General features: G+C 55.7%; 18 protein-coding genes. 6 read left to right on the forward strand and 12 right to left on the reverse strand.

What is annotated here, in order from left to right:
- Positions 1 to 3: 3 nt before the first annotated feature.
- The 3 genes from urtA to ACOTZP_RS01950 all read right to left on the reverse strand — a co-directional run bounded on the left by urtA (position 4) and on the right by ACOTZP_RS01950 (position 3,145).
- On the reverse strand, positions 4 to 1,275 hold the full coding sequence (gene urtA, locus ACOTZP_RS01940) for an urea ABC transporter substrate-binding protein (protein ID WP_022648096.1): 1,272 nt from the start codon (positions 1,273 to 1,275) through the stop codon (positions 4 to 6).
- 199 nt (positions 1,276 to 1,474) lie between these two features.
- The gene (locus ACOTZP_RS01945; protein ID WP_171935887.1) at positions 1,475 to 2,578 is read right to left on the reverse strand and encodes a cobalamin-independent methionine synthase II family protein; all 1,104 of its coding nucleotides are present in this window, start codon (positions 2,576 to 2,578) and stop codon (positions 1,475 to 1,477) included.
- Between the two features lie 156 nt (positions 2,579 to 2,734).
- Positions 2,735 to 3,145 (reverse strand): rhodanese-like domain-containing protein, encoded by a 411-nt coding sequence (locus ACOTZP_RS01950; RefSeq protein WP_271074753.1) that lies wholly within the window; start codon positions 3,143 to 3,145, stop codon positions 2,735 to 2,737.
- A gap of 73 nt (positions 3,146 to 3,218) precedes the next feature.
- Here ACOTZP_RS01950 and ftrA point away from each other — a divergent pair, with 73 nt between their 5' ends.
- Positions 3,219 to 4,217: a transcriptional regulator FtrA gene (ftrA, locus tag ACOTZP_RS01955; protein ID WP_032624271.1), complete on the forward strand. Its 999-nt coding sequence runs from the start codon at positions 3,219 to 3,221 to the stop codon at positions 4,215 to 4,217.
- A 148-nt stretch (positions 4,218 to 4,365) separates the two neighbouring features.
- On the opposite strand, the gene ACOTZP_RS01960 is transcribed toward ftrA, so the two are convergent.
- Complete coding sequence (locus tag ACOTZP_RS01960; protein WP_015570547.1) at positions 4,366 to 4,728, reverse strand: hypothetical protein; 363 nt, start codon at positions 4,726 to 4,728, stop codon at positions 4,366 to 4,368.
- 242 nt (positions 4,729 to 4,970) lie between these two features.
- Here ACOTZP_RS01960 and ACOTZP_RS01965 point away from each other — a divergent pair, with 242 nt between their 5' ends.
- A complete protein-coding gene (locus ACOTZP_RS01965; RefSeq protein ID WP_023300086.1) occupies positions 4,971 to 5,204 on the forward strand; it encodes a DUF2554 family protein in 234 nt (77 codons plus the stop codon).
- On the opposite strand, the gene ACOTZP_RS01970 is transcribed toward ACOTZP_RS01965, so the two are convergent.
- Together ACOTZP_RS01970 and ACOTZP_RS01975 are read right to left on the reverse strand one after the other, a co-directional pair.
- Complete coding sequence (locus ACOTZP_RS01970) at positions 5,201 to 7,165, reverse strand: peptidase U32 family protein (protein ID WP_058646654.1); 1,965 nt, start codon at positions 7,163 to 7,165, stop codon at positions 5,201 to 5,203. The genes ACOTZP_RS01965 and ACOTZP_RS01970 overlap by 4 nt on opposite strands.
- Before the next feature lie 80 nt (positions 7,166 to 7,245).
- Positions 7,246 to 7,773 carry a helix-turn-helix domain-containing protein gene (locus ACOTZP_RS01975; protein WP_032624275.1) on the reverse strand — a complete coding sequence of 176 codons (528 nt, stop codon included), beginning with the start codon at positions 7,771 to 7,773 and terminating at the stop codon, positions 7,246 to 7,248.
- A gap of 92 nt (positions 7,774 to 7,865) precedes the next feature.
- On the opposite strand from ACOTZP_RS01975, the gene ACOTZP_RS01980 reads away from it, so the two are divergent.
- Complete coding sequence (locus ACOTZP_RS01980; RefSeq protein ID WP_271074754.1) at positions 7,866 to 9,032, forward strand: benzoate/H(+) symporter BenE family transporter; 1,167 nt, start codon at positions 7,866 to 7,868, stop codon at positions 9,030 to 9,032.
- Here ACOTZP_RS01980 and ACOTZP_RS01985 read toward each other — a convergent pair.
- The gene (locus tag ACOTZP_RS01985) at positions 9,012 to 9,884 is read right to left on the reverse strand and encodes a helix-turn-helix domain-containing protein (protein ID WP_022648088.1); all 873 of its coding nucleotides are present in this window, start codon (positions 9,882 to 9,884) and stop codon (positions 9,012 to 9,014) included. The two genes, ACOTZP_RS01980 and ACOTZP_RS01985, sit on opposite strands and share 21 nt — an antisense overlap.
- 174 nt (positions 9,885 to 10,058) lie before the next feature.
- On the opposite strand from ACOTZP_RS01985, the gene ACOTZP_RS01990 reads away from it, so the two are divergent.
- Entirely contained in the window at positions 10,059 to 10,955 is an 897-nt protein-coding gene (locus ACOTZP_RS01990; RefSeq protein WP_022648087.1) for a DMT family transporter, read from the forward strand.
- A gap of 34 nt (positions 10,956 to 10,989) precedes the next feature.
- On the opposite strand, the gene ACOTZP_RS01995 is transcribed toward ACOTZP_RS01990, so the two are convergent.
- Entirely contained in the window at positions 10,990 to 11,664 is a 675-nt protein-coding gene (locus ACOTZP_RS01995) for a DUF3313 domain-containing protein (RefSeq protein ID WP_022648086.1), read from the reverse strand.
- Between the two features lie 135 nt (positions 11,665 to 11,799).
- Positions 11,800 to 13,395: an ABC transporter substrate-binding protein gene (locus tag ACOTZP_RS02000; RefSeq protein ID WP_063841471.1), complete on the reverse strand. Its 1,596-nt coding sequence runs from the start codon at positions 13,393 to 13,395 to the stop codon at positions 11,800 to 11,802.
- 111 nt (positions 13,396 to 13,506) lie between these two features.
- Here ACOTZP_RS02000 and pepT point away from each other — a divergent pair, with 111 nt between their 5' ends.
- On the forward strand, positions 13,507 to 14,736 hold the full coding sequence (gene pepT / locus ACOTZP_RS02005) for a peptidase T (protein ID WP_023306176.1): 1,230 nt from the start codon (positions 13,507 to 13,509) through the stop codon (positions 14,734 to 14,736).
- Here the strand turns inward: pepT and tehB are convergent.
- Entirely contained in the window at positions 14,733 to 15,326 is a 594-nt protein-coding gene (gene tehB / locus ACOTZP_RS02010; protein ID WP_023300079.1) for a tellurite resistance methyltransferase TehB, read from the reverse strand. The two genes, pepT and tehB, sit on opposite strands and share 4 nt — an antisense overlap.
- Positions 15,326 to 16,321, reverse strand: a complete 996-nt coding sequence (tehA, locus tag ACOTZP_RS02015) for a dicarboxylate transporter/tellurite-resistance protein TehA (RefSeq protein ID WP_058646658.1) — start codon at positions 16,319 to 16,321, stop codon at positions 15,326 to 15,328. The genes tehB and tehA overlap by 1 nt, the downstream gene beginning before the upstream one ends.
- A 121-nt stretch (positions 16,322 to 16,442) precedes the next feature.
- Between tehA and ydcK the strand changes: the two genes are divergently transcribed.
- Positions 16,443 to 17,423, forward strand: coding sequence for a YdcK family protein (ydcK, locus tag ACOTZP_RS02020; RefSeq protein ID WP_063849030.1), 981 nt, complete (start codon positions 16,443 to 16,445; stop codon positions 17,421 to 17,423).
- On the opposite strand, the gene rimL is transcribed toward ydcK, so the two are convergent.
- On the reverse strand, positions 17,418 to 17,957 hold the full coding sequence (rimL, locus tag ACOTZP_RS02025; protein WP_063152179.1) for a 50S ribosomal protein L7/L12-serine acetyltransferase: 540 nt from the start codon (positions 17,955 to 17,957) through the stop codon (positions 17,418 to 17,420). The two genes, ydcK and rimL, sit on opposite strands and share 6 nt — an antisense overlap.
- Between the last annotated feature and the right edge of the window lie 42 nt (positions 17,958 to 17,999).

Here is a 17,999-nt window from a genome sequence, read left to right on the forward strand (position 1 = left end):
GGCTTAGTTGCTGGCGGTTTTCATCGGCTGGTCAGGCTTTTTGTCATTCCCGGCGATAAACGGGCTCCACGGCTGAGCGCGTACCGGCTGTTCGGTTTGCCAGACGACGTTGAACTGGCCGTTGCCTTCAATTTCACCAATCATGACGGGCTTATGCAGGTGGTGGTTGGTGGCGTCCATGGTCAGCGTAAAGCCGGACGGCGCGTTGAACGACTGGCCCGCCATTGCCGCGCGCACTTTGTCCACGTCGGTTGTTCCCGCTTTTTCAACCGCCTGCGCCCACATATGCAGGCCAACGTAAGTCGCTTCCATCGGATCGTTGGTGACCACGGTATCGGCATTCGGCAGCTTATGGGCTTTCGCGTAGGCTTTGTAAGCCGCGACAAAGGTCTGGTTGGTCGGGTTGTCGACGGATTCAAAGTAGTTCCACGCCGCCAGGTTACCCACCAGCGGTTTGGTATCAATGCCGCGCAGTTCTTCCTCACCCACCGAGAACGCCACCACCGGCACGTCCGTGGCTTTCAGCCCCTGGTTCGCCAGTTCTTTATAGAAAGGCACGTTGGAATCACCGTTGATAGTGGAGACCACCGCCGCTTTGCCGCCCGTGGAGAACTTTTTGATACTGGCGACAATGGTCTGGTAATCGCTATGACCAAATGGGGTGTAGACCTCTTCAATATCTTTATCTTCAACGCCTTTCGAGTGCAGGAAGGCGCGCAGGATCTTGTTAGTAGTGCGCGGGTAAACGTAGTCCGTACCCAGCAGGAAGAATCGCTTCGCGCTGCCGCCGTCCTCGCTCATCAGGTACTCCACCGCCGGGATCGCCTGCTGGTTAGGCGCCGCGCCGGTATAGAAGACGTTAGGTGACATCTCTTCACCTTCATACTGCACCGGATAGAACAGCAAACCGTTCAGCTCCTCAAAAACCGGCAGAACCGATTTACGCGATACGGAGGTCCAGCAGCCAAACACCACGGCGACCTTATCCTGGCTCAGAAGCTGGCGGGCCTTTTCGGCAAACAGCGGCCAGTTGGATGCCGGGTCAACCACCACCGGCTCCAGCTTTTTCCCGAGCACGCCGCCTTTAGCGTTGATTTCATCGATGGTCATCAGGGCGACATCTTTCAGGGGCGTTTCTGAAATGGCCATCGTGCCGGAGAGAGAGTGCATAATCCCGACTTTAATGGTCTCTGCGGCCTGGACGCCAAAGCTCATTCCCATGGCGATGACGGAGGCGGACAAGGTGAACGCTTTAATAAAGGTACGACGGTGCATATTTTCACTCCTGAAAAGAAAGCTGTGCGAAGACGTCCGTTACCGCCGGACGCAGAAAAAAGTAACGCCAGTTTCAAGAGAGCAAAAACAGTGCCAGGTTGCAGAGACAGGATTTTAAAGGGATCGAAGAGAGGAGTGACGGGAAACGACTCAGAATGGTACAGCGCTGCACTGTAATAATGCAGCGCTGTAAACGGCGTTACCAGACGTCGCTGGCGATTTTCGTCACGAGGCGAACTTTATCCCACTGCTGGGCTTCGCTCAGGCTGTTACCCTCTTCCGTAGAAGCAAATCCGCACTGCGGGCTGAGGCAAATCTGCTCTTTCGCCACGTAGCGCGCAGCCTCTTCCAGACGCGCTTTCACCCCTTGCGGGTTCTCCAGTTCACCGTGTTTGGTGGTGATCAGCCCCAGAACCACCTGCTGTTTACCCGGGCGCACAAAACGCAGTGGCGCGAAGTCCCCGCTACGGTCGTTGTCGTACTCCAGGAAGAACGCGTCGACGTTCACCGTGCCGAATAGCACCTCCGCCACCGGCTCATAGCCGCCCTCGGAAATCCAGGTTGAGCGGAAGTTGCCGCGGCAGACGTGCAGCCCGACGGTCAGATCGTCCGGTTTGCCCTCCAGCGCCTTATTCAGCACCCGGGCATAGGTCCGGGCAAGTTCGTCTGCATCGTCACCGCGCTCGCGGATCTGGCGGCGCTGGTCCTCCGAACAAAGATAGGCCCAGACGGTGTCATCCAGCTGCAGATAGCGGCAGCCTGCATCGTAAAAGGCCCGAATGGCATCGCGCCAGGTGGTCACCAGATCGTCAAAGTAATCCTTGAGATCCGGGTAGACCGTAGCATCAATATCCTTGCGGCCACCGCGGAAGTGCAGCACGCTCGGGCTCGGAATGGTCATCTTCGGCTGTGCATTACCGCTAATGCTTTTGAGGTAGCGGAAATCTTCCAGCATAGGATGATCGCCGAAGCCCAGTTTGCCCGTTACGCGCACGCCATGGGCTTTAGTCTGCACCCCGTTGAACTGAATGCCCTGCTGGGAATCATAACGCTCCACGCCCTGTAGCCCGTCAAAGAAGTCAAAGTGCCACCAGGCGCGGCGGAATTCACCGTCCGTTACCACATGCAGACCGCAGGCGCACTGCTGCTCGACAACATGACGAATGGCCTCGTCCTCAACCGCGCGAAGCTGCCCGGCATCGATTTCACCGCTGGCAAATTGCAGACGGGCCTGTTTAATAGCATCCGGGCGTAAAAAACTGCCGACTACATCGGCGCGGTACGGGGCATGGTGTCGCTGCATGGAAATCTCCTCTGTCTGTCGGCGTTAATTGCCCACAGTGATAATTCATCTCTTGAATCTTTAGACTTCTGGATGTCTAAACGTCCTGAAAAGATGTCATACCGGCTCGCCGCCGACAAACGAGAAAATTTCATCTGTGTTGAAATAAATTCATGTTCACAGAGCGGGTGATGAAGATCCTGCAAACGCGAACCGCTCATCTTCCCAGCCGGTCATGCCTCCGAGCATAATCTTAACCGGCAGACCCAGACGCGCCAGCTTCAGCGCCGCCCTGTCCGCCCCGTTGCAGTGCGGGCCTGCACAATAGACGACAAACAGCGTGCCCTCCGGCCACGCTTTCATCCGCTCTGCGGTGATCTGGCTCCAGGGTAAATGCAGCGCGCCGGGCAGATGCCGCCGGGCAAAATGTTCAGGCTTTCCGACAACGTGCAGCAGAACAAAGTCCTGCTCACCGCAGGATACCGCGTGATGGACATCGGCGCAGTCCGTCTCGACACTCAGACGACGCAGAAAATGTCCCACAGCTTCCTGCGGCTCAGCAGCCGGAAATTCAGTAACATAGCTCATGAATCTTCCTCATTTGTGGTGTTTGTGTTAACACTACTCTATCCCTTAACTCAGCCCATGAATGCGTCCGCCTATGCCAGAAAACAGCAAAAAGATGACAAACTTAAGACATCCCTCGCCGCGCGCGGTCGTGCTGGCATATGACGGTTTATGTACCTTTGAGTTTGGCGTGGCGGTAGAAATCTTTGGCTTGCCGCGCCCGGAGATGGGCGATGACTGGTATCAGTTTGCCGTGGCGAGCGTGGATGATGGCGAACTCCGGGCAACGGGCGGGATCCGTATTCTGGCCGATGGCGATCTGGGTCTGCTGGAGACGGCGGATCTGGTTGTCGTTCCCGGCTGGCGAGGGCTGGACGAACCCGTACCCGAAGCGCTCTGCCAGGCGCTCCGCGCGGCGCATGCCCGCGGCTGCCAGCTACTCTCGATCTGTTCTGGCGTTTTCGTTCTGGCAGCCTCAGGCCTGCTTGACGGGCGGAAGGCGACCACCCACTGGCGCTATACGCAAGCGCTGAAAACACGCTATCCCGCCATTACCGTGGTCGAAGATGTGCTCTACCAGGACGAAGGCGATATTCTCACTTCCGCCGGAAGCGCCGCGGGGATTGATCTGTGCCTGCACGTGGTGCGCCGGAATTACGGTATGGAAGTGGCAAACCGCGTGGCGCGTCGGCTAGTGATCCCGCCCCATCGGGACGGCTCGCAAACCCAGCAGCTTAGCCGACCGGTGGCTCAGTTGCGGGAGAGCCAGCGCCTGGGCCAGCTGTTTGATTATCTTCACCAGCATCTGGCCGTTTCCCATACCGTCGAATCGCTGGCCCTGCGGGTGGGTATGAGTCAGCGCACCTTTCTGCGCCGTTTCCAGGACGCGACCGGAACAACGCCCGCGCGCTGGTTATTGACTGCGCGATTGCAGCGGGCAAAAGATTATCTCGAAAACAGTCGGCTCAGCATCGACAATATTGCGGAACAAACCGGATTTGGACAAAGCGCCACGCTGCGCCACCATTTCCGGCAGCAATTTGCGCTTTCACCCGCGCAATATCGCAAACAATTTTTACAGCCGGTACGATAAACGGGCAAAAAAAAACCGCCATAATCTGGCGGTAAATGCTTGCATGGATAGATTTGTATTTTGGTATCTACGCTCCGGTATTCCATACCGGGATGTGGATCACCTGCAATCTACCACTGTGAGCCTCAACGAAGCATAAACGAATCGATTAACCCGCTTTAGTATTAATTTGCAGATAACGCATCAGCCCCTGCTCTGCACTCTGGCGGGCATCATCATTAATCGCTTCGAGATAAAACGCACGAGAGACCCCATACGGCGCCTGCTCGGATGGGTAAACAGCGAACTGGAAGGTTTTGCCCCTCGCCTTATTGGTACAGCCCAGCTCCCAGCGATCTTCACTTACCTGGGTGCTATTACATTCGACACGTCCGTAATCGCTGGTTAAATACGATCCGACACGGCTTTTTGCTGACTGAATATATTCTGGTTCTTCATTTGAATAGATGCTGGCCGCAGCACCCACCGCAACCACTACGCCCAGAAGTGATAGCACGATTATTTTTTTCATTTATTCGATCCAATCCTTAGCCAGAAAAATCTTATTGTAAATGATTTCCCGATAAATCTAGCTTCTCTTTGCATACCAGAAATGGGAGTTTACAACGGCGATATTGCTTTTAAGAATAGTCTTAAGTGAGTTTTATGGCGACCACAATTTTTGACAGTCTATTTTCTCAAATTTAAAGAGTCGAATAATTACTCTATGAAATTATCCCTACGATGACCGTAGCGTATTTTCGGGGGTAAAAGATGTTCAGAAAAGGCTTTTCGCTACTGCTGCTGATTAGTGCACTGTTCTCGGGGCAGATTATGGCGGAGCACAAAGGGCATGAATTTGTGTATGTGAAAAACGCCGACCATCAGCTTCGTCATGAAGCTGACAGCGACGAGTTACGTAGCGCGGCAGAGGAGTCTGCGGAGGGGTTGCGCGAGCACCATGCCTGGCAGAAATCGCGCAAACCGGATACCCACTCTGCGGGTTAGCTGCCTTTACGCTTCGGCAGGGTCTTCATCAAATCGTCAGGGCTGACGGAGGCCACAATGCTGCCCGGAGACGGCATTTTGAAGATGTGATTCTTCATCTTGCCGATAACGTGCATTTCACACGGACGGCAGTCAAACTTCAGCGTCAGTACTTCATCGCCATTCACCAGCTGCATCGGCGTCGCTTTCCAGCTTTTAATATTCCCTTTCGCCTGTTTCGGACAAAGGTTAAAGGCAAACCGCAGGCAGTGTTTGGTGATCATCACCGGCACATCGCCCTTCTCTTCATGCGCTTCATACGCGGCGTCAATCAGCTGCACGCCGTGACGATGGTAAAACGCACGCGCTTTGTGGTTGTAAACGTTCGCAAGGAAAGAGAGATGCGTGTCCGGGTAGACCGGCGCAGGCACCGCTTCGGCCTTACGACTGCCGCGCGGATAGTTTGCCAGGCGTGCTTCATCCAGCATCTCTGCCGTTTCACGGCGGAACTGGTTCAGCAGGCTGTTCGGCACGAACAGCGCATCCGGCAGATTCACCTCAATATTGCGCGCATAATAAATGGTCTGCCCGAGCTTCGCTACGCCATCCTTGAGGTTGCTAAGCGCTTTCTCCGCATTGTTCGCCACCTCGAACAGGCCGTCGAGCGTATGCGTCACGCTGATGCCGTCTTCGCAGGTCATGGTCAGGATCAGCTGCTCTTCCCAGCCACCCAGCGCGATATCCACCGCAATGCGACGCTCGCTGGAGGTCTTGAGCAAGGCCTGCTGCCAGTTGTGATCCAGGTTACGGTTCAGCGCCGCATTCGGGCGGGCTTTGTAAAGGTCGGCAGGCATTTCGTTCGGCCAGACGCGATAACGATTTTCGCCGGTTTTCTCCACCGTATTGGCGCGAAAACCAACCACTTCACGTTTGATCATCACGTTGAGACCATCGCCGTTCGCCAGCGGCTCTGTAACCTGAACGTCAAGATGATCCTTCGCCACTTTCAGCACTTCACCCACCGGCAGACCAATAAACTTCGGTGAATCGAACGCGCCAATATCCCCTTTGCGCGCATTAACGAAATAATCCGTACTGCCGCGGTGGAACGTTTTGTCCGTCGATGGAATAAAGAAATGCTCTGTACGACCGGCGGACGCGCGCGCCAGGTCACCGCGATCGTCTATGATGGCATCCAGCATCTGACGATAATGGGCGGTGATATTTTTCACGTAGCTCATGTCCTTGTAGCGGCCTTCAATTTTGAAGGAGCGTACGCCGGCATCGATCAGCGCGCCGAGGTTTGCCGTCTGATCGTTATCTTTCATCGACAGCAGGTGTTTTTCGAATGCCACCACGCGGCCCTGATCGTCTTTCAGGGTATATGGCAGACGGCAGGCCTGAGAGCAGTCGCCGCGGTTAGCGCTGCGCCCCGTCTGGGCGTGAGAGATATTACACTGCCCGGAATAGGCCACGCAAAGCGCACCGTGGATAAAGAATTCAATGGTCGCGTCGGTGGCCTGGTGGATATCGCGGATCTGGTTCAGGTTCAGCTCACGCGCCAGAACAATCTGCGTAAACCCGACGTCTGAAAGAAACTTCGCCTTCTCAACGGTGCGGATATCGCACTGGGTGCTGGCGTGCAGCTCAATTGGCGGGATATCCAGTTCCAGAACACCCATATCCTGAACGATCAGAGCGTCAACGCCGGTCTGGTAGAGATCGGTAATAAGACGCTGCGCGGGCTCCAGCTCATCATCATGAAGAATGGTGTTCAGGGTCACGAACACCTTCGCCCCGAAACGGTGGGCGAACGGTACCAGTTCGGCAATGTCGCGCAGGCTATTGCTGGCGTTATGACGGGCACCGAAGCCTGGGCCGCCAATGTAGACGGCATCCGCACCGTGAAGAATGGCTTCACGGGCAATGGCGGCGTCGCGGGCCGGGCTTAGCAGTTCAAGATGATGGGGGTGCAGGCGCATACTTCGTCGTTATCCGTTATGGTCAAAATGGCGGCTATTGTAGTCAGAAGTCTGTGCCAGTGAAACCGTTTTGCGACGCTTTAGCGGGGATAATGGATCAGAGAGTGAAAATGCACCGTCCGGGTGCTGCTGTTGCGGTACGCGTGCGGTTTATCGCCGGCAAAACGCACGCCTGAATCAGCGTATAGAGTGCGCCAGACACCGTCGATATGCATATCCAGCTCACCGCTTATCACCACCACGTGTTCAATCACCCCGGCTTCGTGCGGCGTGGACTCACTCAGCGCGCCGGGCGACAGGGTGATGGAGAAATGGTCGAACTTAAGCTGTTCATCCCAGGGGAAAAGCGGTTTCACCACCATCGCCTGCTGCTGCGGATCGAACACCGCCTGCGGTTCGCTCTCTGGAGTGATAAACGCCGAAAAAGGTACGTTCAGCCCGGTGGCAATTTTCCACAAGGTTGAGACCGTCGGGCTGGACTCATTGCGTTCGATTTGCCCAAGCATCGCTTTCGACACGCCCGTCTCTTCCGCCAGTTTCGACAGGCTCCAGCCCCGCGCCTGACGCAGCGCTTTCAGTGTGGTTGCCAGGTGTTGAGTGATATCCATAGTTCCTCCCGTTGCAGCAAAGCATACCACTTGTACGCTATAGCGCACAGTGATACCTTATCCCGGACGTTATAACGCACAACGGAGTTCACATGCGATCGACTGCCTCTCTCTTTCCTGCCGTGCTGGCTGGTTTTGTTGCCGTTCTGGTGGGCTACGCCAGCTCTGCCGCCATTATCTGGCAGGCGGCTGCGGCGGCGGGCGCCAGTACACAGCAAATCGCCGGATGGATGACCGCGCTGGGGCTCGGGATGGGGATCAGCACGCTTGCATTGTCGTGGTGGTATAAAGCCCCGGTGCTGACCGCCTGGTCGACTCCTGGCGCGGCGCTGCTCTGCACCAGCCTGCAAGGCGTGACGCTGGCGGAAACCATAGGGGTATTTATATTTGCGAATGCGCTGATTCTGCTGTGCGGCGTCACTGGCCTGTTTGCCCGGTTGATGAAACTGATCCCGCACTCGCTTGCCGCCGCTATGCTGGCAGGCGTGCTGTTACAGTTTGGCCTGAAGGCATTCAGCAATCTTGAGGGACACGTGCTTCTTTGTGGCAGTATGCTGGTCGCCTGGCTGGTGGCTAAAGCCGTAGCGCCCCGGTACGCCATTGTCGCCACGCTGCTGGTGGGGGTGTTCGTGGCCTGGGCTGGAGGTGACGTTGTCACGAATAAAATGACGTTATCGGTGATCATGCCGGAATTCATTGCCCCTGCGTTCACCTTCACCAGCCTGATCAGCGTCGGCTTACCCTTCTTCCTGGTGACCATGGCATCGCAGAATGCGCCCGGCTTCGCCACCATGCAGGCATCGGGCTATCCGCTGGCGGTCTCACCGCTGATCGTTGCCACCGGCGGGCTGGCGCTTCTGTTGTCCCCCTTCGGCGTCTATTCCATCTGTATCGCCGCCATCACCGCCGCCATCTGCCAGAGTCCGGACGCCCACCCGGATGCCAGTAAACGCTGGCTGGCAGCGGCGGCCGCAGGCGGGTTTTATCTGCTGGCGGGGGTGTTCGGCGGGTCGATTTCGGGGCTGATGGCCGCCCTGCCGCTGAGCGGCATCCAGACGCTGGCCGGGCTGGCCCTGCTCGGCACTATCAGCGGGAGTTTGTATCAGGCACTGAATCATGAAGCAGAGCGCGACGCGGCGATCGTCACCTTCCTGATGACCGCCAGCGGCGTCACGCTCCTGGGAATTGGCTCCGCTTTCTGGGGGCTGGTGCTGGGTGGGATCTGTTACGCTGTCTTCTCACGCCTTCGCCGCGCGTAGCTGTGACGGCGTGATGCCGGTCATGCTGCGAAAACGGTTACTGAAATGGCTGGCGGAGTTAAATCCGCAGGCCAGCGCGATGTCGGTGAGCGGCGTGGTCGTGTGCTGAATCAGCGCTTTGGCCTTCTCCATGCGGCGCTGCATGACGTACTGATGCGGCGCCAGCCCCATCGACTGGCGGAACATCCGCGCAAAGTGATACTCACTGAGTGCGGCCTGGCCCGCCAGTTCCGCAAGCGTTAAAGGTTGCGCCAGATTTTCCTCGATAAAGGCCAGCACGTTGCGCAGCACAAACGGCGATAGCCCGCCGGTGACCACCGGTAACTTCCACTGGACGCTGGAATAGTGCTGGACCAAATGCGTCAGTAATAAGGTCGACGCAGTGCTCAGGGTGAGCTGATTGGCGTTTTGCTGCCAGTCGCAGCCGAGCAAAAACTGGCGATAAAGGGCGGTGATTTTCGGATCGCTGCCGAAGATTTTTTCCTCCAGCGTCAGCGATAGCGGTCGTTTATCCCAGATTTTCTCCCCCACGTCCCGCAGGTGTTCATCGGTGCAGTAGAGGTGCACGAACGACAGGTCATCACGAATATCCCATGTGGATTCGCTCTCTTCCGGCATCAGACAAAAACGGTCCGGCCCGCCGCCATTTTTCCAGCCACCCGGCGTTTTTTGATAGCTTTCATAGCCATCCGCCACGTACAGGCTAAGGGTGTGATGGTTGCTTTTCACGGTGATCGTGTCGTGCTTGTTGTACCACGCCGCCAGTTGAATGCCAGTATTGAGCGCGACGGTTTCCCGCAGTACTGCATTTTTTTGGCGTAACGTTTCAAAGGTGTCGTAAACGAGAGACATGGCCGTAAACAGGTGATTAATCAGACTGTCAGTCTAAGAAGTGTTGCAGCCTGTTACCAGCCATTGTGCGAGAAAAAAGCGCAAGAATTTGCAAGTCCGGCGCAAGGCGATGAAAGCCGGGGCCCCCTTCTTTCGCCACACTGTTGTTTTTCGCGGTATGAGAAGAGAGACACCATGAACGCATTACTCTATGGGCTGGTTGTTGTTATCTGGGGCACGACCTGGATCGCCATTTTTTTACAACAGGGGCCGGTTGCAGCGCCGGTCTCCATTTTCTGGCGCTTCGCCGTGGCCAGCGCCACGATGATGATCGTACTGGTCGCCCTTCGTCGCCTGCGCAGGCTGGCGCTGCGGGATCATCTCTATTGCATGCTTCAGGGTTGCTGCGTTTTCTGTTTCAACTTCTGGTGCTTTTATACCGCCGCCGCCCATATCAATACCGGCCTTGAGTCGGTGATTTTCTCGATGGCCGTGCTGTATAACGCCATCAACAGCTTTATCTTCTTCGGCCAGCGTCCACCCGCGCGCTTCTGGACGGCGGCAGCGCTGGGGCTTATCGGGATCATTACCCTGTTCTGGAACGATCTGCTCGCCAGCGGCTGGAGCGCGTCATTGCTTACGGGCATCGGGCTTTCCGCCCTCGGCACCTACGGCTTCTCGCTGGGGAATATGATCAGCATGCGTCATCAGCGAAACGGGCTGGAAACCATGACCACCAACGCCTGGGCGATGCTGTATGGCACCGTCGTGATGGGCCTTATCGCTCTATTCAGGGGCGAAAGCTTTATGCCGGAATGGACGGTGAGCTATATGGGGGCGCTGCTCTATCTTGCTCTGTTTGGCTCGGTGATTGCCTTCGGCGCCTACTTTACGCTGGTAGGCCGCATTGGTCCCGGTAAGGCCGCGTACAGCACCCTGCTGTTCCCGCTGGTGGCGCTGTCGATTTCAACGGTGTACGAGGGTTACGTGTGGCATATCAACGGGATCGTCGGCCTGCTGTTGATATTGGGGGGAAATATGGTGATGTTTACGAAACCGGAAACCTGGTTCCGCCGCCTGCTGACGGCATAAAATAACGGCCTGCGTAAATGCAGGCCGTTTTTTATTATTTTGCTGTCTGATGGACATCAAACATGGTGGCATCGGTCGCCATATCATCCACAACCTGTTTCAGTGTGGCGAATCCCAACGGCGTGTTCTCGTTGGCAAGCTCTTTACCTTCACCTTTACGAACAACTTTAACTACCGGTTTGTTCGTGGCCGCATCAATCAGCTCACCTTCAAAGAAAAGATGCGTATCCATGGTGCGATGGCCGGTTGCCATCTGCGTACCCGCAACCAGCAGCGCGACGGGCACCACTTCATAGAACTGCAAACCTTCTTTCTCTGAGCTCACACCCGTGATGGCGCCGCGGAAGATCAGGCTATGTTTGCCCGGCGTCGTCACAATTGGCTTACGCTGGCCAATCGCGTTTTTTAATGTGTTATTGGTGTAACTCAACAATTCATCAAGCGTTTTTTGCCCAAGCTGTGTGGTTGGCTTTGGTGTCGGATAATAGGTTATCGGGGTCCAGATAATACTGTCGTAGTTCGCCGGATCATAGGAAGGATCGACCCAACGCAAGGTTGGTTTCCCGGTTGCTGATGTCATCTCCTGCAAGTCAGAGTAATCTTTTAAAAAGCCTGAATATTGATCGGGGGCTGCGACTTTTGACGCACAGCCAGAAAGGGCCAACAGGCCAGAAAGCACTGCAACTTTAAAAAAAGTGGAAGTACGCATGATGGAGTTCCGAGTTATCTGCAAGTATGCACTTGAAGTTATAACAAAAAACAGAGGGAAATGTTGTGGCAAAAAATGACGGGGAAGGCACAAATTGTAAAAATAGTGCCCGGACGGGATCCGGGCAGAAAAATATTACTGTTTTATATCTACCTGCCAGAACAGATGTTTGCCGAAGGGATCGATTTCATAGCCCGTGACCTCTTTTCTGACTGGCTCAAAAATGGTCGAGTGGGCAATCATAACCGCCGGCATTTGATCGTGCATCATCTGCTGCGCCTGCTTGTACAGCGCCACGCGTTTTTCGCGATCGGTTATCGATTTTGCTTCGGCAATCAGGTTATCAAACGGCTTATAGCACCATTTGGCCGAGTTCGACCCGCCGTTGGCGGACGTACAGGTAAACAGTGGTCCGAAGAAGTTATCCGGATCGCCCGTCGCCGTTGTCCAGCCCATCAGCGCAGCCTGATGCTCCCCGCCCTTCACGCGCTTCAGGTATTCGCCCCATTCGTAGGTCACGATTTTGGTCTGCACGCCTACTTTCGCCCAGTCCGCCTGGATCATTTCAGCCATACGCTTCGCGTTCGGGTTATACGGCCGCTGCACGGGCATAGCCCACAGATCGATGCTTACGCCGTTGGCAAATCCCGCCTCCTTTAACAGCGTTTTCGCTTTTTCTGGATCGTAATCGTAGTCTTTCAGCTCGCTGTCGGCACTCCAGACGCCAGGCGGCAGCAGGTTTTTCGCCGCCGTGCCGGTGCCGTGGAAGACCGCCTCAATGATGGCCGGTTTGTTAATCGCCATCGCCAGCGCCTGGCGCACTTTTACGTTATCCAGCGGCGGCTTTTGCGTGTTAAATGCCAGGAAACCGGTATTCAGACCGTCCTTGCTCATCAGGTTGATGTCTTTGTTAGCCTTCATACGCGGCAGATCCGCCGGGTTTGGGAACGGCATCACCTGGCACTCATTCTTCTCGACTTTGGCAAAACGCACCGAGGCGTCCGGCGTGATGGTGAACACCAGACGATCCAGCTTCGATTTTCCCTGCCAGTAGTCCGGGAAGGCGGTAAAGAGGATACGGGAATCCTTCTGATATTGCGCCAGTTTAAACGGCCCGGTGCCAATTGGCTGCATATCAACCTTTTCAGGCGTGCCCGCTTTCAGCATGGCATCGGCATACTCCGCCGACAGGATGGAGGCAAAATACCACGCCAGATCGGCAACAAACGGCGCTTCCGGGTGCGCCAGGGTGAAGCGCACGGTGCGATCGTCAACCTTATCAATGGCGGTAATCAGGCTGCCGAACTCCAGACTTTCGAAGTTGGAATAACTGCCGTTGGAGACGTTATGGTAGGGATGATTCACATCCTTCTGGCGCATAAACGAGAAAATCACGTCATCCGCGTTGAAGTCGCGCGTCGGCGTGAACAGTTTATTACTGTGGAATTTCACCCCTTTGCGCAGGTGGAAGGTGTAGACCTTACCATCCTCGCTCACCTCCCAGCTTTCCGCCAGGCTCGGCACCAGTTCGGTAGTGCCCGGTTTGAAATCGACCAGACGGTTATAAACCGGTACGGCGCTGGCGTCCACGCTGGTCCCCGACGTATAGAGCTGAGGATTGAAATTTTCCGGCGATCCTTCGGAGCAATACACCAGCGTTTTTGCCGCGACGGTGGAACTGACCGTCAGCGCAGCAAGCGCCAGCGTTATCATTGTGAATGTGCTTTTCATCATTTATTCCTGTCTTTTTAATTCGACGGCTAATTACTTCTTTTGCCATTTCATAAATAACATTAAAGTGATGGTGCAAACACATGAAAAATAAATACAGAAGGAAACACTATGGGCTCAGAACTCTCCAGACAATTAACCCAACGCTTTTTCCGCTATCTCGCCATCACCAGCCAGAGCGACCCGAAAGTCAAAACCCTGCCCTCCACCCCGGGCCAGCACGACATGGCGCGGGAGCTGGCGAAGGAGCTGGAAACGCTGGGGTTAGACGATATTGTGATTGATGAGTTCGCCACCGTTACCGCCGTGAAAAAAGGCAATATTCCCGGCGCGCCGCGGATTGGTTTTATTACCCATATCGATACCGTTGACGTCGGTTTATCCCCGGATATTCATCCACAAATATTAACCTTTACGGGAGATGATCTCTGCCTGAATAAAGAAAAAGATATTTGGTTGCGCGTAAATGAGCACCCGGAAATTCTGGCTTATCCTGATGAGGAGATTATTTTCAGCGACGGAACCAGCGTATTAGGCGCAGATAATAAAGCGGCCGTCACCGTGGTCATGACGGTGCTGGAAAACCTCACCGCTGAACATAAGCATGGCGATATTGTGGTGGCGTTTGTGCCCGATGAAGAGATTGGTCTCTGTGGCGCGAAAGCGCTGGATTTGAAGCGCTTCGACGTCGATTTTGCCTGGACCATCGACTGCTGCGAGCTGGGGGAAATTGTTTACGAGAACTTTAACGCGGCGGCGGCTGAAATTCGCTTTACCGGCGTCACGGCGCACCCGATGTCCGCCAAAGGGGTGCTGGTCAACCCGCTGCTGATGGCAACGGATTTCATCAGCCATTTCGATCGCCAGCAAACCCCGGAATGCACCGAGGGGCGCGAAGGTTATATCTGGTTTAACGGCATCCAGGCCGGGCAAAACGAAGCGGTGCTGAAAGCCAACATTCGTGATTTTGACAAAGAGGGTTTTGCCGCCCGCAAGCAGCAAATTGCCGATGTGGCAGCGCGGATTGCTGCGCAGCATCCCACGGCAAACGTGGAGTATCGCATTGAAGATACCTACAGCAATATTAGCAATGCGATTGGCGAAGACCGCCGCGCGATCGACCTGATGTTCGAGGCGATGGAATCGCTCGGTATCACCCCAAAACCGATCCCCATGCGCGGTGGCACGGACGGGGCGGCCCTGTCAGCCAAAGGCTTGCTCACCCCGAACTTCTTCACCGGCGCCCATAACTTCCACTCGAAGTTTGAGTTTTTACCGCTGTCGTCGTTCGAGGCCTCCTGTCGCACGGCCCTGCAACTCTGTCTGCTGGCCGCGCGTTAAGCGGGCTTGCGTGCGAGCATGGTGGCGAAGCGCAGCTTGATTCGGTTCCCGTTGGCATCGGTACGGTGGAGTTCCCCCACCTCTTCGTTGTACTTGATCAGCTCCCAGCCTTCGTAGTAGTGGCTCAGTTCACCGGTTTTGAAGGCAAACGGGAAGCCGACTGTGCACGGATAATCCTCCGTATCCATGGCAGCAACGATCAGGTTATAGCCGCCTGGTTTAGTGCAACGCTGCATATTGGCGATAAGACCAGGGATGGTTTTTGCTTCGAGAAACATCAACACGACGGTGGAAAGAATAAAGTCGTATTCGCCGTCAAAGGTCAGGTTGTTCAGATCCTTTATCGCCGTTTGCAGATTCGCGATCCCTTCCGCCGCCTTAATGCGCTCGATGTTATCGATGCTCATCGGGTTTTTATCCCACGCCGTCACGTCATAGCCGTTTGCAGCGAGGTAGAGGCTGTTACGGCCATTTCCGCAACCGAGATCGAGCGTTTTTCCCGGCTTAACAATGTCCGCGCTGAGCAGGACCTCTGAGTGCGTGCGGGTCAGCCCATATTTCTCAGTAAAGTAGTTTTCATCGACAGTCATTATTTTTCCTCAGATTGCATTAGCAGTGCCTTATCAGCGCGCACCAGAAGTTTGCCCTGCATCAGCAAGATAAAAGTACGGACCAGCAGCATCGCGATGATGATGTTGGTGAAAATAAACAGGGGAACCGCGAGGGCATGAAAGAACCCTGACGGACTGCTCTGCCCCAGATGTAAACCGGTGGTCGCCAGCGCCGACACCCCGAACGAGAAGCTCCAGAACGACACGTTGAACGGCTGCGACAGATACCACGGCATCAGACGCAGCATAAACAGGAGTTGCAACAGACCATAGCCGAAAAGCATTTTGGCGAAGGTGTCCGCTTCGCCGCCGTTGACGCTAAACCAGGCGCTACAGGCCACCAGGGCAGGCGCAAGCTGGATCCCGAGCGAAGTACGAAGCGCCGCGGGCAGTTCGCCCGCGCTGCGCAGGCGTTGCAGAATGACCGGCTCGAGGCTCAGCCAGGAAAAGACCCCGGCACCAAGGAACACCAGCCCCGCATCGTGGAAACCCAGCGCACCGCAGGCCATGGCGCTGATAAAATTGTTCGCTACCGTCGGCAGATACAGTCCCGGCGTCGTGGCCTCTTCCGGATGCTTACCGCGCCACAGCCCGGCGCTTTGCCAGGCGGCATACGCAAGCTGGATCACCACGCCTACGCTAAACAGCACCAGCGACACCGGTCGGCACCACGGCACAAAGCCAATGGCCACCAGTAGCGTTGTGGCTGGAAACAGGCTGACAAAACTGCTCATTACCGGATGCCGCATCTCGGCCAGCACGCTATGTGGAAACCGTACCGCACGGGTAAGAAACGCCACGCTCAGCAGGAACCAGATCGCCACCGCCAGCGCCACCAGGATCTCGCCCGGCCAGCGCGTCACCGGCCAGATAGTACCGGCATAACGCCAGGCGAACCCCATACCTATGGTACCCAGAACCATACCGAAATAACCGGCGGGCAAGTTAAGAACGCGTTGGTCTTGGTTATGCATTTTTTTTAAACTTTAAAATGTATTTTAAATGCCATTTTAAGGGGTTTACCGTGCAGACGCCAGCACTTCGAAACGCCAAAAGTTTGCTACGTTTAGTGAATGGCTTTTCAGGGAAAACACGATGACAAAATACAGGCTTAGCAATGAAACCCGTCTCTGGCGCTGGCAGGACGGATCAACGCCGTGCACAACCCTACTCAGACAGATAATTGCCGCAAAGGATTTTAACGATGTGACCAGCGGGACAAAAGGTGGTTGGGTTGAGGATGAACACGCGCTCGCCCAGGACGGGGATTGCTGGGTTTATGATGAAAACAGCGTGGTGTTTGCCGGGGCCAGGATATCCGGCAACGCCCGCCTCACCCAACCCTGCATCGTAAGCCACCGCGCACTCGTAGGCGGCAACAGCTGGCTTGACGCGGCAGAGGTGAGTCACGGCGCGGCAATAAGTGACAACGTCACTATCCAGCACTCCACCGTACGCGGGGAATGCCGTATCGCGGGTGACGCGCGGGTGCTGCATAACAGCATGGTGATTGCAGCCAAAGGGCTGACACCCGACCGTGAGCAGATCCTGCAGATTTACGACAGAGCCACGGTCAGCCAGTCGCGTATTGTGCATCAGGCGCAAATCTACGGCGATGCCATGGTGACCTGGGCCTTTGTTGAGCACCGCGCGGAGGTGTTTGACCGCGCCATTCTTGAGGGCAACGCGCTTAATAACGTCTGGGTGTGCGACTGCGCCAAAGTGTACGGCAACGCCCGCCTGCTGGCCGGTTTAGAGGATGATGCGATCCCGACCGTGCGGTACAGTTCACAGGTCGCGGAAAACGCCCTCGTCGAAGGTAACTGCGTGATTAAACACCACGTATTGATTGGTGGCGAGGCGTGGTTACGCGGCGGGCCGATCCTGATTGATGACAAGGTCGTTATTCAGGGGCGAGCGCGTATCAGCGGCGATGTCCTGATTGAGCATCAGGTGGAGATGACAGACGATGCGGCGATCGAGGCGCTGGAGGGTGAAAGCATTCACGTCCGGGGAGCCAAAGTGATCAACGGTGACACGCGGATCACCCGGACGCCGCTGCTGGGGGCGCTATAGCGGGAATAACCTGGCGTACAGGTTTACGTCATCGAAGCGGCCGTTGAGCATTTCCGCTTCCCGCAAACAACCTTCCAGCGTAAAACCGTTGCGCTGCGCCACGCGGTTACTGTTATGGTTAGCCACGCGACATTTGATCACAAAGCGGCGGATCTCGCCGCGCTCAACGTAATAGCGCATAAACGCCTGTAGCGCCTGAGAGAGAATGCCCTGCCCCTGATGCGCTTTGTCAAGCCAGTAGCCGATGTACCCGGCCTTATTCGCAGGCTCTATCGCGTTAAAAGAAAGCACGCCCACCAGCTCGTCCTTCATGAAAATCAGGAACATTTTGGCGTAGCCGCGCTGGTGCAGCATCTGATTGCTCTGAACGTTACGGCGCGTGTCCTCTTCAGTGCCGACATGCTGCGCCCAGTCGAAGGCGGTTTGCAGCCAGGTTTTGTTTTTAACAACGAGGTTATGCAGATCGGTGGTATAGCGCTCTTCGACGGCGCGAAGCTCGATTTCCTGGGTTACGGGGATAATTTCTGAAGACATAGTGCCTCTTAATTACCGGGTGGCGCTAACGCTTACCCGGCC

This window comes from Enterobacter cloacae complex sp. SYL001 (genome assembly GCF_049237025.1).
Taxonomy (GTDB): Bacteria; Pseudomonadota; Gammaproteobacteria; order Enterobacterales; family Enterobacteriaceae; genus Enterobacter; species Enterobacter intestinihominis.